This is a genomic window from Paraburkholderia sp. FW306-02-B (assembly GCF_058782725.1).
This window is the reverse complement of sequence record NZ_JBYSXZ010000001.1, coordinates 411,617-425,329: the sequence shown is the minus strand read 5'-3', so window position 1 is coordinate 425,329 and position 13,713 is coordinate 411,617. Positions and strand designations below refer to the sequence as shown.

Annotated in this window: 12 protein-coding genes; 4 read left to right on the top strand and 8 right to left on the bottom strand. The window is 63.0% G+C overall.

Annotation, left to right across the window (positions count from 1 at the left end):
- The first annotated feature begins 146 nt into the window (after positions 1–146).
- Positions 147–1,724: a S41 family peptidase gene (locus AC3WOG_RS01855; protein ID WP_492576396.1), complete on the top strand. Its 1,578-nt coding sequence runs from the start codon at positions 147–149 to the stop codon at positions 1,722–1,724.
- 141 nt (positions 1,725–1,865) lie between these two features.
- The gene (locus tag AC3WOG_RS01850) at positions 1,866–2,624 is read left to right on the top strand and encodes a HesA/MoeB/ThiF family protein (RefSeq protein WP_492576394.1); all 759 of its coding nucleotides are present in this window, start codon (positions 1,866–1,868) and stop codon (positions 2,622–2,624) included.
- 52 nt (positions 2,625–2,676) lie between these two features.
- Here AC3WOG_RS01850 and ptsP read toward each other — a convergent pair whose 3' ends face one another.
- From ptsP to AC3WOG_RS01815, 7 genes are all read right to left on the bottom strand, one after another.
- A complete protein-coding gene (ptsP, locus tag AC3WOG_RS01845; protein WP_492576393.1) occupies positions 2,677–4,425 on the bottom strand; it encodes a phosphoenolpyruvate--protein phosphotransferase in 1,749 nt (582 codons plus the stop codon).
- A 234-nt stretch (positions 4,426–4,659) separates the two neighbouring features.
- A complete protein-coding gene (locus AC3WOG_RS01840) occupies positions 4,660–4,929 on the bottom strand; it encodes an HPr family phosphocarrier protein (protein WP_492576391.1) in 270 nt (89 codons plus the stop codon).
- An 84-nt stretch (positions 4,930–5,013) separates the two neighbouring features.
- Positions 5,014–5,502: a PTS sugar transporter subunit IIA gene (locus AC3WOG_RS01835; protein WP_492576390.1), complete on the bottom strand. Its 489-nt coding sequence runs from the start codon at positions 5,500–5,502 to the stop codon at positions 5,014–5,016.
- Positions 5,503–5,836: 334 nt separating this feature from the next.
- The gene (gene gshB, locus AC3WOG_RS01830; protein ID WP_492576388.1) at positions 5,837–6,793 is read right to left on the bottom strand and encodes a glutathione synthase; all 957 of its coding nucleotides are present in this window, start codon (positions 6,791–6,793) and stop codon (positions 5,837–5,839) included.
- A gap of 90 nt (positions 6,794–6,883) precedes the next feature.
- Positions 6,884–8,173, bottom strand: a complete 1,290-nt coding sequence (gene gshA, locus AC3WOG_RS01825) for a glutamate--cysteine ligase (RefSeq protein ID WP_492576387.1) — start codon at positions 8,171–8,173, stop codon at positions 6,884–6,886.
- Positions 8,174–8,414: 241 nt separating this feature from the next.
- The gene (locus tag AC3WOG_RS01820; RefSeq protein ID WP_492576386.1) at positions 8,415–9,932 is read right to left on the bottom strand and encodes an ammonium transporter; all 1,518 of its coding nucleotides are present in this window, start codon (positions 9,930–9,932) and stop codon (positions 8,415–8,417) included.
- A gap of 44 nt (positions 9,933–9,976) precedes the next feature.
- The gene (locus tag AC3WOG_RS01815; RefSeq protein WP_006048089.1) at positions 9,977–10,315 is read right to left on the bottom strand and encodes a P-II family nitrogen regulator; all 339 of its coding nucleotides are present in this window, start codon (positions 10,313–10,315) and stop codon (positions 9,977–9,979) included.
- 396 nt (positions 10,316–10,711) lie between these two features.
- Here AC3WOG_RS01815 and AC3WOG_RS01810 point away from each other — a divergent pair, with 396 nt between their 5' ends.
- Together AC3WOG_RS01810 and AC3WOG_RS01805 are read left to right on the top strand one after the other, a co-directional pair.
- Positions 10,712–10,969, top strand: a complete 258-nt coding sequence (locus tag AC3WOG_RS01810) for an accessory factor UbiK family protein (protein ID WP_154564624.1) — start codon at positions 10,712–10,714, stop codon at positions 10,967–10,969.
- Between the two features lie 123 nt (positions 10,970–11,092).
- A complete protein-coding gene (locus AC3WOG_RS01805; RefSeq protein WP_492576382.1) occupies positions 11,093–12,676 on the top strand; it encodes a YifB family Mg chelatase-like AAA ATPase in 1,584 nt (527 codons plus the stop codon).
- A 332-nt stretch (positions 12,677–13,008) separates the two neighbouring features.
- Here the strand turns inward: AC3WOG_RS01805 and AC3WOG_RS01800 are convergent, their stop codons facing one another.
- Entirely contained in the window at positions 13,009–13,590 is a 582-nt protein-coding gene (locus tag AC3WOG_RS01800; RefSeq protein ID WP_492579687.1) for a hypothetical protein, read from the bottom strand.
- Between the last annotated feature and the right edge of the window lie 123 nt (positions 13,591–13,713).

Here is a 13,713-nt window from a genome sequence, read left to right as displayed (position 1 = left end):
CAGCCCCAAACTCCCGAACCAGGCCCGGCCGGCGCGGTCGAATCATGATTGCCTGCGTCGCGCCCTGACTGGGCTGGTGTGCAGTTATACTTGTCCGTCCCCATCTCTATCGACGCTGCCACGCGCTTCCGACCGCAACAGACTCTATGCGAAAGAACCTGAAAAATATCGGCCTGATCGCCGCGGGCCTTGCTACCGGCGTATTTGCCACGCTGCAACTTTCCGCCTCGGCCCAGCAACCCGCCAGCACCAGCACGGCCACGCCGCTGCCGCTGGACCAGCTCCGGCTCTTCGCCGAAGTTTTCGGGCAAATCAAGCATGAGTACGTCGAACCGGTCGACGACAAGAAGCTGCTCACCGCCGCGATCAAGGGCATGGTGTCGAGCCTCGACCCGCACTCGTCGTACCTCGACAAGACCGATTACGACGAGCTGCAGGAGCAGACCAAGGGTCGCTTCGCGGGTCTGGGGATCGAAATTTCGTCTGAAGACGGCCTGATCAAGGTGATCTCGCCGATCGAAGACACCCCGGCGTTCCGCGCCGGCATCCGTCCGGGCGACCTGATCACCCGCATCAACGACAAACCCGTGCGCGGCATGACGCTCGACCAGGCGGTCAAGCAGATGCGCGGCGAACCGGGCACCAAGGTCACGCTGACCATCTTCCGCAAGACCGACGACCGCACGTTCCCGCTGACGGTGACGCGCGCGATCATCAAGGTCCAGTCGGTCAAGATGAAGATTCTCGCGCCGGGCTACGCATACGTGCGCATCACCAGCTTCCAGGAGCGCACCACGCCTGATCTGGCCGCAAAACTGCAAGACATCGCGCGTCAACAGCCGAATCTGAAGGGCCTCGTGCTCGACCTGCGCAATAACGGCGGCGGCCTGCTGCAAAGCGCGGTCGGCGTCGCGGGCGCGTTCCTGCCGCCGAATTCGGTAGTGGTGTCCACCAACGGCCAGATCCCGGATTCGAAACAGGTCTATCGCGATACGTACGACAACTACCGTCTGCAGTCTTTCGACGGCGATCCGCTGAAGGACGAAGCGCCGATCTTCAAGACGGTGCCGATGATCGTGCTGACCAACGCCTACTCGGCGTCGGCCTCGGAAATCGTCGCGGGCGCGCTGCAGGATCAGCATCGTGCGCTGATTGTCGGCAAGACCACGTTCGGCAAGGGTTCGGTGCAAACCGTCCGGCCGATGACGGCCGAGACCGCACTGCGCCTGACCACCGCGTACTACTACACGCCGAGCGGTCGTTCGATCCAGAACAAGGGCATCCGTCCTGACATCGCAGTGGATCAATACGCGGAAGGCGATCCGGACGACGCACTCGTAACCCGCGAAGTCGACTACTCGAATCACCTTGCGAACACGCAGGACCCGAACGAGAAGAAGGAAGCGGAACAGCGCGAACAGGAGCGCATGGACCAGCTGCGTCAGCTTGAAGAGCAGAACGACAAGAAGACGCCGGAACAACGCCAGAAGGATCGTGAGCGCAAGCCGGTCGAATTCGGTTCGACCGACGACTTCATGCTGCAGCAGGCGTTGAACAAGCTGGAGAGCAAGCCGGTGCAGGAATCGAAGTCGCTGACCGAGCGGCGTCTGGCGCAGAACAAGCCGGCTACGTCGGCCTCCGCGCCAGTCGCGGTGAAGCCGACGCAACCGGTGCCGGGCGCATCGGCGCCGGCTGGGGCCGCGGCGCCTGCCCCGGCCAAGTAAGCATCAAACCCGAGGTGTCTTCGCAGCGCTGAATGCTGCGAAGACACGCTCCCCGCGCGATTAAAATAACCACAACGAAAACGCGCGTTGCAGGCCATCGGTCCTGCCTTCCATCGCGCGATCCACCTCACGCGCCCCGCCATGAACGACGATCAACTCCTCCGCTATTCCCGCCATATCCTCATCGACGAAATCGGCATCGAGGCGCAGCAGCGCTTTCTCGACGCGCACGCGATCGTTATCGGCGCGGGCGGGCTAGGTTCGCCGGCTGCGATGTACCTGGCGGCCGCAGGCGTCGGCCGCCTGACGCTGGTCGACGCCGATACGGTCGATCTGACCAATCTGCAGCGGCAGATTCTGCATGTGACGGACTCGGTCGGGCGCAAGAAGGTGGAGTCGGGGCGCGACGCGATCGCGCGGATCAACCCTGACGTGGTGGTGAACGCGGTGGCCGAACGTGTCGACGACGCGTGGCTCGACCGCGAAGTGCCGCACGCCACCGTCGTGCTCGATTGCACCGATAACTTCGCGACGCGCCACGCGATCAACCGCGCCTGCGTGAAGCACGGCGTGCCACTGGTGTCTGGCGCGGCATTGCGCTTCGACGGCCAGATCAGCACCTTCGATTTCCGCGACGAAACGTCGCCCTGCTACGCGTGCGTATTCCCGGAAGACCAGCCGTTCGAGGAAGTCGCGTGCTCGACGATGGGCGTGTTCGCGCCGACGGTCGGCATCATCGGTTCGATGCAGGCCGCCGAGGCGCTACGGGTGATCGGGGGAATCGGTACGCCGCTGGTGGGCCGCCTGATGATGCTCGATTCGCTACGGATGGAATGGAACACGATGCGCATTGCGCGCCAGCCGGATTGCCCGGTGTGCGGGGGAAAGCACCTGAACTGAATGAAATTGACGAAAGCGCCGCGACCGCGCGGCGCTTCCTTAGCAACACCGCTTAGGCCAGCGCCACACGCTTGAGCGCCGCCTGCACTTCCTCCGGTTCGAACGAGGCCAGCACGTCGGCCACCGGCTTCTCCAGCGTCTTCAGATGCGAGCGCAGGACTTCCTGCTTGACGACCAGCAACTGACTCGGATGCATCGAAAACTCGGTGAGGCCCATGCCGAGCAAGAGACGCGTCAAGGCCGGGTCGCCCGCCATTTCGCCGCACACCGACACCGGCACCCCGGCCCGCTTCGCCTCGCGCAGCGTGAACGCGATCAGATGCAGCACCGCCGGATGCAGCGGGTCGTACAGATGCGCGACGGCGTTATCCGCGCGATCGATCGCCAGCGTGTACTGGATCAGATCGTTGGTACCGATCGACAGGAAATCGAGCCGCTTCAAAAAGAGCGGCAGCGCAATCGCGGCAGCCGGGATCTCGATCATCGCGCCGACCTGCACGTTCGGATCGTAGGCGATTCCGGCATCATCCAACTGGCGCTTGGCTTCGCGAATCAAATCGAGCGTCTGATCGATCTCCTGCGCGTGCGCGAGCATCGGAATCAGAACCTTCACCGTGCCGAAAGCCGACGCGCGCAGAATCGCCCGCAACTGCGTCAGGAACATCTGCGGCTCTGAAAGGCTCCAGCGGATCGCCCGCAGGCCCAAGGCAGGGTTCGCGGCGGTTTCATAGCCATCACCCCCACCCATCGAATCGAGCGGCTTGTCGGCGCCGACGTCGATCGTGCGGATCGTTACCGGCAAGCCGTTCATTAGCTCGACCGCGCGCCGGTAGGCACCGAATTGCTCCTCCTCTTCCGGCATCCGGTCCTTGTGATTCATGAACAGGAACTCGGTACGAAACAGGCCGACGCCGGTCGCACCGGCATCGATCGCCGCGCGCGCGTCGTCCGGCAACTCGATGTTCGCGCACAGCTCGATGCGTGTGCCACACAGCGTTTGCGTCGGCGAAAATTTCAGGCGCTGCAGCTTGCGCTGCTCGAGCTCTTTTTCGCTTTGACGGTATGAATACTCTTCAAGCACGATCGGCGCCGGATCGACGATCACGATGCCATGATCGCCGTCGACAATGATCAGGTCGTCCTGGCGGATCAGCGCGCTTGCGTGCTGCACGCCGACCGCAGCCGGAATGCCCAGACTGCGCGCGACGATCGCCGTATGCGAAGTGCGGCCGCCGAGATCCGTGACGAAACCCTGAAACGTTTGCGTTTTGAACTGCATCATGTCGGCCGGCGCGATGTCGTGCGCGACCACGATCATCTCGTCGCAAGCGCCGTGCACGCCGTCCACCAGCGCAACCGAAGCGCCGGCGAGCGCCTTCAGCACGCGCTCCACCACCTGCTGGATGTCGGCTTTGCGCTCCCGCAGGTATTCGTCTTCGATATCGTCGAAATGGCGCGACAGGCGCTCGAGTTGTTCGGTCAGCGCCCACTCGACGTTGTAGCGGCGCGTACGGATCAGATCGATGGTCTCCTGCACGAGCATCGCATCGTTCAGGATCATTGAATGAACGTTGATGAACGCCCCCATTTCGCTGGGCGCGTCCGCCGCGAGATCGGCGCGCAGCGCGTCGAGCTCGTGATGCACGAGTTGCTGGGCCGAGCGGAAGCGCTCGACCTCCCCTTCGATCTGGGCGGGTTCGATCAGATAGTGGTCTACGTCAAGTGCAGCCGGGGCGATCAGATAAGCCCGCCCGATGGCGATACCGCGTGACACGGGAATTCCATGCAGCGTGAATGACACGCGCACCTCCTCTAGTTGTGTAATGCCGCGGCAAACCGCTGCAATGCTCTCAGACTCTCTTGGCCATTATAAATTCCGCGCTCTTTGCAGGTACGACAGCACTGTGTGCAGCGCAGCACGAATTACCGTAAGCGACGGCGCCAAATCATCCACCGATCGTCGATTGTCACGCGCTAAAAAAAACGCCGCGGACAGCCGCGGCGTTTTGCTCCTAAGCAACGTGAACGCGCGAACTCACTGACCTTCGCCGAATTTATCGGCAATCAGTTTCAACAATGCGTCCATCGCGTCTTTTTCGTCGGCGCCTTCCGTTTCGATCACCACGGTGCTGCCGATACCCGCGGCCAGCATCATCACGCCCATGATGCTCTTGGCGTTGATGCGGCGGCCATTGCGGCTCATCCAGATTTCCGCCTGGTAGTTGCCTGCGAGTTGCGTCAACTTGGCCGACGCGCGCGCGTGCAGCCCCAGCTTGTTCACAATAGTCGTTTCCTGTTGCAGCATGTGATGGTCCGAAAGCGCGGGTAAATGTTGTTGTGAAAGGTGAAACTGCAAACCAGCTAAATCGTTTGAAGCCGCTCGCGATGCTTACAACCCAGTCGAGCCGGCTTTCTGCGTCGGGCAAGCCGCAGGCGGCACGGCGGGCAAACAGTCGCCGGAACCTGCAACTGGCGCGACCGGCGCCGGCGTGGCGGGCCCGATTGCATGCACGCCTTTGGTGGCGCCGTCGAGCGCTTTGTCGACCAGCGTGTCGAGCGGCGTGGCGCGGTAACAGACCGCGCGCACCAGCATCGGCAAATTGACGCCGCACAGGACGCGCACATTCGGCACCGAAGCGAGACGTCCAGCGATATTCGCCGGCGTCGCGCCGAACATGTCGGTGAGCACGAGCGCGCCGCTTTCCTCCTTGAGCCGCTCGATTTCGGCGTGCGCGAACGCGACCATCTGTGCGGGATCGCAATCCGGCGATACGTCGATCACGCCGATGCGAGCCGGCAAGCCACCGTAGATGTGCGAAATGCAATCGCGCAACGCGGTGGCGAGCGGAGCGTGCGCAATGATCAGAATGCCTGCCATGTCAGCCTTACAGCAAAAAAACGGCCCCGAACCGTGGACCGGGACACACTGCCCGGTTCGCAAGCGCCCTCGACCGGCCGTGGGTCGTGAGGGCCGGAACGCACCATTCGCCGAGCGGCCCGCAGCGCCTAAAGCACTGTGGGCAACTGCTCGCTCACTGTCCGCCATCCATGCCCATGGGGTCCTGGCGACACCGTGCAATCGGCCTGGACAGACTTGGATCGGAAGAGCGGGCATTGTAGCAGGGCCATTTTCGCGCTAAAGCCATCGTCTCGCTTGATGCGGATTTACTACACAGTTTGGGGACGCTGGCAGCCATTCAAGCGCCGCGCCGTCACCCTGCCGCGCGCTCCAATGCGTCGATGAACATTGCGGCAACGTCGAATCCAGTCTGCTCCATGATTTCGCGGAAGCAGGTCGGGCTGGTCACGTTGACTTCGGTGAGCCAGTCGCCAATCGCATCCAGCCCGACCAGCAGCAGGCCGCGCGCGGCGAGCACCGGTGCGAGCGTGTCGGCGATTTTGCGGTCATGCTCGGTGAGCGGCCGCGCCATGCCCAAGCCGCCCGCGGCCAGATTGCCGCGCACTTCATTGCCCTGAGGAATACGTGCGAGCGAAAACGGCACCGCCTCGCCACCAATCAGCAAAATACGCTTGTCACCGTCCTTGATCTCCGGGATGAATTTTTGCGCCATCACCGAGCGAGCGCCATCGTGGCTCAGCATCTCGATGATCGAGCCGAGATTCATGCCGTCGGCCTTCACGCGGAACACGCCCATGCCGCCCATGCCGTCGAGCGGCTTGAGGATCACGTCGCCGTGCTCTTCATGGAACGCGCGCAAGCGGGTAGCGTCGCGCGTGACCAGCGTGGGCGTGACGAACTGCACGAACTCGCCGATCGCCAGCTTCTCCGAGTGATCGCGAATCGCCTGCGGCTTGTTGAAGACGCGCGCGCCGCCACGCTCGGCTAGTTCCAGAAGCCATGTCGACGTCACGTATTCCATGTCGAACGGCGGGTCTTTGCGCATCACCACCGCGCTGAAGCGCTTAAGCGTTCGCGGCGCCGCCGTTTCGGCTGCATACCAGGTGTCGCGATGCAGGTCCGCCCCGTCGCCGACAATCGCAAAGCGCTGCACGTTCGCCTCGACGTCGCCGCCCGTCCACGCCAGATGCTTCGGCTCGCACGTGTATAGCGTGTGACCGCGGCGCGCGGCTTCAGCCATCATCGCGTAGGTCGAGTCTTTGTAGATCTTGAACTGCGTGAGCGGATCGGCGATGAAAAGAATGTCCATGGGAATTCCGGTGCGCCCTTATGGGCCTGGCATTGATCGTTTAAAGAGACGCGGCGGCATCCGCGCTGGGGTCTGAACGGCCGCAGCCGCTCAGACCTGAATCGCTTCCGGATCGGTCTTTTCCAGTTCGACCGATGCGGCCAGCAACCCCAGCCGCGCCACCACGCCGTACATATAGAAGCGGTTCGGCGGCGCCGCGCCAGGCTTGGCGTGCGCATCCGGCAGCGCCGTATGCTCGAAGCCGAGCGGCACGAAGTGCATGCCGGGCGCGTTGAGATTCTGATCGCGCTCACGGCTGCCGTGCACGCGGTAGAAGCCGCCCACCACATAGCGGTCGATCATATACACGACCGGCTCGGCGACTTCTTCGCCGATGCGCTCGAAGGTGTACACGCCTTCCTGCACGATTACGTCGTGCACTTCGAGGCCGTCTTTGGTGGCCGCCATCTTGGCGCGTTCGCGCTTGGTGAGCGCGGCCACTTCCGACGCATCGTGCACGGTCATCACACCCATGCCATAGGTGCCCGCATCCGACTTGATGACGACATACGGTTTTTCGGAGATGCCGTACTCGCGATACTTCCTGGCGATCTTCTTCAGCACGCCGTCGATCGCGTCTGCCAGCGCTTCTTCACCGGTGCGTTCCTGGAAGTCGACGCCTTCGACGTGCGCGAAGTACGGATTGATCATCCACGGGTCGATCTCGACCATCTTCGCGAATTTCTTCGCGACGTCGTCATAGCAGGAGAAATGTGTCGATTTGCGGCGCACCGCCCAGCCCGCGTGCAGCGGCGGCAGCAGATACTGTTCGTGCAGATTTTCCAGCACGGGCGGAATCCCGCCCGACAGATCGTTGTTCAGCAGAATCGAGCAAGGGTCGAAGTTCTTCAGACCGAGGCGCCGCGGCGTGCGCTCGAGCGGTTCGAGCACGAGCTTCTGCCCGTCCGACAGCGCGATCGTGACCGGCCCGACGATGCTTTCGTCGAGCGTGCCGAAACGCACGTTCAAACCCGCCTGGCGCATGATCGCGGCCAAACGGGCGACATTCTCAAGATAAAAGGCGTTGCGCGTATGGCGCTCGGGAATCACCAGCAGATTCTTCGCGTCCGGGCAGATCTTCTCGATCGATGCCATCGCGGCCTGCACGGCAAGCGGCAACACTTCCTGCGGCAGGTTGTTGAACGCGCCGGGAAACAGATTGGTATCGACCGGCGCGAGCTTGAAACCCGCGTTACGCAGATCGACAGAACAGTAGAACGGCGGCGTGTGCTCCTGCCATTCGAGCCGGAACCAGCGTTCGATGGCGGGTGTGGCGTCGAGGATCTTCCGCTCGAGATCGAGCAGCGGGCCGTTTAACGCCGTAACTAGGTGCGGAACCATTGATCACTCGCAGACTGGAGAAAAAAGATTGTAGAGCAAATGCTTTGTCCATTTGGGGACGGTTTCTCCATTCGCAAGCGGATGCGAATGCATTCTCGCTATCGCCATGATAGGCGCGAAAATCTGCGGTTAACAAGATACGCGGCAAGAAAAAAGCCCGCCATAAAGGCGGGCCAAAGTCGCTGCGCTTAATCCTGCGATCCGTCAAGCCTTGGAGCTTGACCTTCCGTAGAAGGAATCCTTATTCGACGTGTTCGCCATGCAGGCTCACGTCCAGACCTTCGCGTTCCTGTTCTTCCGTGACGCGCAGGCCCATCACCATGTCGATGATCTTCAGCAGGATGAAGCTCACCACGCCGCTGTAGATCAGCGTCGTCAGCACGCCCTTGGCTTGCAGAATGATGCTGCCGTCCGCGCCGCCGATGTCCTTGACCGCGAACACGCCGGTCAGGAGCGCACCCACGATACCGCCGATGCAGTGCACGCCGAACGCGTCGAGCGAGTCGTCATAGCCGAACTTGTGCTTGAGCCACGTTGCCGACCAGAAGCAGATCACGCCTGCCACGATACCGATCACCAGCGCGCCCGCCGTACCGACGAAGCCCGAAGCCGGCGTGATTGCCACGAGACCAGCAACCGCACCCGACACAATGCCGAGCACCGACGGCTTACCCTTGGCGGCCCATTCAGCGAACATCCATGCGAGTGCTGCTGCCGCGGTTGCCACTTGCGTTGCGAACATCGCGAAACCGGCACGGCCGTCAGCCGCCACGGCCGAACCCGCGTTGAAGCCGAACCAGCCCACCCACAGCATGGCGCCGCCGATCAGCGTGAGCGTGAGGTTGTGCGGCGCCATCACTTCCTTGCCGTAACCGACACGCTTGCCGAGCACCAGACAGCAGACCAGACCCGCGATACCGGCGTTGATGTGCACCACCGTGCCGCCCGCGAAGTCGAGGATGCCCGCACTAGCCAGCCAGCCGCTCGGTTCCCAGACCATGTGTGCGATCGGCGAGTAGACGATGATCGACCACAACGTCATGAACACCAGCATCGCCGAGAACTTCATACGGTCGGCAAACGCACCGGTGATCAGCGCCGGGGTGATGATCGCGAACGTCATCTGATAGACGAAGTAGACCGTTTCCGGGATCGTCGGGGCCAGGTGGCTGACGGTCAGCGTGGTCGCCTTGTCGCCATGGATGTAGTTCATCCCGGCCATGAAGACGCGCGAGAAGCCGCCGATGAACGAGCCGCCCGGCGTGAAGGCAAGGCTGTAGCCCACCACGGTCCAGATGATCGTCACGAGGCAGGTGATCGCGAAGCTTTGCATCAGCGTCGCGAGCACGCTCTTCTTGCGAACCATGCCGCCGTAGAACAGCGCCAGACCCGGGATCGTCATGAACAGCACGAGGGCGGTGGAGGTCAGCATCCAGGCGGTGTCGCCCGAATTAATCTTCGACGAATCGACCGAGAACGGCGCGGTCGGGGCTGCCGGCGCGGCGGCAGCGGATGCGGCCGATGCATCAGGTGCGGCTGCGGCGCTGGCAGCCGGTGCAGCGGACGCTTCCGCGGCCGGTGCCGAAGCCGCGGCAGCGGCAGGTGCCGCCGAAGCGTCAGGCGCCGGCGCGCTCGCCGCCGTATCGGAAGCAGCGGCCGAAGCGGCTGCGGGGGCGGAAGCGTCGTCCGCAAGGGCGGCGCCGATACCGCCCGCGAGCAGCGAACCGGCCATCAGCAAGGACATCAATAATTTGCGCATCTTTCGTTTCCTCTTGTCGCTATCTGTGTCGCTATCTTTTGGTATTACAGAGCGTCCGCGCCGGTCTCCCCGGTGCGAATCCGAATCACTTGCTCGATCGGCGTGACAAAAATCTTGCCGTCGCCGATCTTGCCGGTGCGTGCCGCGCGTTCGAGCGCTTCGATCGCCTGGTCGACGATGTCGTCCGAGACAGCTGCCTCGATCTTCACCTTCGGCAGGAAATCGACCACGTATTCAGCGCCCCGATACAGCTCCGTGTGGCCCTTCTGACGGCCGAAGCCTTTGACTTCCGTCACCGTGATGCCCGAGACGCCGATGGCCGACAAGGCTTCGCGCGCCTCATCGAGCTTGAACGGCTTGATGATTGCGGTAATGAGTTTCATGACATCCCTCGCTAAGTTGCGTAACCCGTTGCGTAACCTGTTTGCGTACCCGTAACCCGTTCGCGTGGTCTCGTTCCGCTGCCGGAAAACAGCTCCCGACAGTGCGCGCGGGGCAGTAACAGCAACTCGCATGCCAGTTGTGTCAGACTTCGCTCGCGGCGCGCTGCAAAAGGGGCGCAAGCGGCCCTGGCCGGATGGCCAACGTGGGCGGGGCACGCTGGCGCGGCACATGGATCGTTGCTAGAGTGTTCGCAGGCTTCGAGTACACGGCCGCGCACCAAAGGGGCTCATGCGGCGGCGGCAGGCGGCCGGTCATGCACCAGCATCGATCATTCGCCGTGACAAAGCACAGACGTAACGAAACATGCACATTTTTTGTGCACCAAGGGGAACACCATGAAACAACCGAACGATGTCTTTAACGATTTCCAGGCCCGCATGAGCGAGCTGTTCAAGAACTCGCCGGCCAAAGATGTCGAACGCAACGTCAAAGCCATGCTGTCGCAGGGTTTTTCGAAGCTCGACCTGGTCACGCGTGAGGAATTCGATACGCAGACCCAGGTGCTGGTGCGCACCCGCGCACGCCTCGAGGAACTGGAGCGCCGCGTCGCCGAACTCGAGCAGAAGCTGCCGGTGACGACGCAAACGCCGTAAGGCGAGGAACCAGCCGGTATATCGGCTGCATCTTTACTGCACATCACTGGCAAGCGAGCCGTGACGTCATCAGCGTTTTAGGGGACCGGTGCGCTTTTAGCGCGCTGTCCGACGGGAGAAAACATGTCGCTTGCCGTGGTGCGCAGTCGCGCGCCGGCCTCTGGCCGCGCGCCTGAAGTAACCGTCGAGGTTCATCTCGCGAACGGATTACCCTCTTTTTCGATCGTCGGCCTTCCTGATCTGGAAGTGCGCGAAAGCCGCGAGCGCGTGCGCGCGGCGCTGCAAAACTGCGGCTTCGACTTCCCTGTCCGGCGCATCACGGTCAATCTCGCTCCCGCCGATTTGCCGAAGGAGTCCGGCCGCTTCGACCTGCCGATCGCGCTGGGCATTCTCGCGGCAAGCGGGCAGATTCCGGCGGAATCGTTGCTGCACCGTGAATTTGCTGGCGAACTGTCGCTGACCGGCGCGCTGCGACCAATGCGCGGCGCCTTCGCGATGGCCTGCGGGACGGCACGCAGCGGCGCTTCTAACGGCGCCTCTATTACCGCCGGCGAGCAGTCGGCGGCTGGGACGCCAGCTCAGCACGCCGCGCAGCTTTATCTTCCGGCCGCCAGCGCCGCGGAAGCCGCGCTTGTACCCGGCGTCGATGTTTACGGCGCCGCCGATCTGCCGTCGCTGTGCGCCCATCTGGCTGAAGCACCCGACGCCCGGCTCGATCCTGTCGCCGCGCCGGACCTTACTGATAGCGCGCCCGTGGTGGTCCCGGACATGGCCGACGTGATCGGCCAGCGCGGCGCGCGCCGCGCACTCGAGGTCGCCGCTGCCGGCGGTCATCACGTCCTGATGGTGGGCCCGCCCGGTGCGGGCAAATCGATGCTCGCCGCGCGCCTGCCAAGCCTGCTCCCGCCGATGACCGACGACGAGGCGCTCAGCTCCGCCGCCTTGCTGTCCGCCAGCCGGTCCGGCTTTACGCCTTCCCAGTGGCGGCAACGGCCGTTTCGCGCGCCGCATCACTCATCGAGCGCGGCGGCGCTGGTCGGCGGACGCAATCCACCGCAACCCGGCGAAATCACGCTGGCGCATCTGGGCGTGCTGTTCCTCGACGAACTGCCAGAATTCGACCGTCATGTACTGGAAACGCTGCGTGAGCCGCTCGAAGCGGGCCGCATCACGATTTCGCGCGCGGCGTTGCAAGCGGACTTCCCGGCGGCCTGCCAATTGATAGCCGCCATGAATCCTTGTCCGTGCGGATGGCGCGGCGACCCCAACGGCCGTTGCCGTTGCACGCCGGAGATTGCGGCGCGCTATTTGCGCAAGCTGTCTGGGCCGCTGCTCGACCGGATCGATATCCAGATCGAGATTCCCGCGCTTGGCGCCGCAGAACTGTCCGCGCGCAAGACAGTCAGCGCAGAAGCGAGCGCGGCGATAGCGAAAAGGGTGGGCGCGGCGCGGGCGCGGCAATTGGCACGCCAGGGCAAAACCAATCGCGAGCTGGGCGGGCGTGAAGTAGACGACGTTTGCCGCCCCGACGCAGCCGGTGAAGCATTGTTGCGCGAAGCAGGCGAGCGCTTCGGATGGTCAGCGCGCGCTTACTACCGGGTCCTGAAGGTGGCCCGGACCATCGCCGACCTTGCAGGGGAAGCTACGCCAAGTGCTGCGCAGATCGGCGAAGCGATCCAATATCGGCGGGCTTTTGGCTCCGTATAAGGCGAAAAATCCGCTGTCAAGACTTGACTTATGCACATTCGCGCGTTTCAGATAGATTTGGATACATCTGAAAGGCGCGTGTGAGGTGAAGCGAAAAAGGCTTTGATTTTATTGTGTTTTTTTGAATGACCCGCGCGTGGGCAAACTGACGGAATGCCCACGGGATGGGCATCTGCGGCAATTGGCACAACGTTCTCAACAGAGTTATCCACAGCACCTGTGGGTAACTGGAAAACCTCCATGTAAACCATCAATTAGCGCGCGAAGCTGCGAAGGAACTTTCACTGTGCCCAGCCCGACTTCGCGCGCCGGATCGGCCCAAACCACCGCTGTCAATAAAGCTGGAACGACGAAAAAAACTGGTCGACCTGTTCCTGTGGCAGTGGCCTGGAAGCAATGATCGCCGCCTGATAGACATGCCGGCCGCGCGCCACCAGCCGCGCGTAGACCGTGCGCGCTTCGTGTTGCGAACCGGCTTCGCCGCTCAGTTTCATTTCCAGACCGAGCACCTTGCCGCCTGCGGCGAGCGGAATCTGTACGGCGTGCGCATCGGGCGCGGCGCCCACGTTGCGGGCAAGGCCGGTGCGCAGGAATTCGAGCGCGGCGCGTTGCGTCTCCTGATCGTCGTTCGGCAGCATCACTGTGCCAACCGCGAACACAGCGTCGCCGGCTTCGGCCGTCTGCATCGCCATTTGCATCGGCGTGCCGCCGATCTGCACCGAGCGCTGATCGTTGCCGGGTTTGGCCGGCAAGTCGACGGTATAGCCGTTGTCGTTGTTCATGATGGTGCGCCAGTCGAAGGTCGGCGAGCACGCTGTCAGCGCGCCGCCGAGCGCCAGCGCGCAGACCGCCGCGCCAAGCGCTGCGCGCGCACGCTGCAAGCGCAGAACTGCAGCAACTTGGCGGCCAGCCATCATGTGCTGGCCAGAGGGACGGCTATCGAAACGGCAAAGCGGACGGCGGACGAGAAAACGAAAGGCAGTTCGGAGCATGGACCAGAAGATCGGACTGACGAGAACGGAAACCTCCATTATCCG

What these genes read in the sequence shown, in the direction of transcription:
- AC3WOG_RS01855 (WP_492576396.1), top strand. Translation starts at nt 147, where the DNA reads ATGCGAAAGAACCTGAAAAATATCGGCCTGATCGCCGCGGGCCTTGCT.
- AC3WOG_RS01850 (WP_492576394.1), top strand. Translation starts at nt 1,866, where the DNA reads ATGAACGACGATCAACTCCTCCGCTATTCCCGCCATATCCTCATCGAC.
- AC3WOG_RS01840 (WP_492576391.1), bottom strand. Translation starts at nt 4,929, where the DNA reads ATGCTGCAACAGGAAACGACTATTGTGAACAAGCTGGGGCTGCACGCG.
- AC3WOG_RS01835 (WP_492576390.1), bottom strand. Translation starts at nt 5,502, where the DNA reads ATGGCAGGCATTCTGATCATTGCGCACGCTCCGCTCGCCACCGCGTTG.
- gshB (WP_492576388.1), bottom strand. Translation starts at nt 6,793, where the DNA reads ATGGACATTCTTTTCATCGCCGATCCGCTCACGCAGTTCAAGATCTAC.
- gshA (WP_492576387.1), bottom strand. Translation starts at nt 8,173, where the DNA reads ATGGTTCCGCACCTAGTTACGGCGTTAAACGGCCCGCTGCTCGATCTC.
- AC3WOG_RS01820 (WP_492576386.1), bottom strand. Translation starts at nt 9,932, where the DNA reads ATGCGCAAATTATTGATGTCCTTGCTGATGGCCGGTTCGCTGCTCGCG.
- AC3WOG_RS01815 (WP_006048089.1), bottom strand. Translation starts at nt 10,315, where the DNA reads ATGAAACTCATTACCGCAATCATCAAGCCGTTCAAGCTCGATGAGGCG.
- AC3WOG_RS01810 (WP_154564624.1), top strand. Translation starts at nt 10,712, where the DNA reads ATGAAACAACCGAACGATGTCTTTAACGATTTCCAGGCCCGCATGAGC.
- AC3WOG_RS01805 (WP_492576382.1), top strand. Translation starts at nt 11,093, where the DNA reads ATGTCGCTTGCCGTGGTGCGCAGTCGCGCGCCGGCCTCTGGCCGCGCG.
- AC3WOG_RS01800 (WP_492579687.1), bottom strand. Translation starts at nt 13,590, where the DNA reads ATGGCTGGCCGCCAAGTTGCTGCAGTTCTGCGCTTGCAGCGTGCGCGC.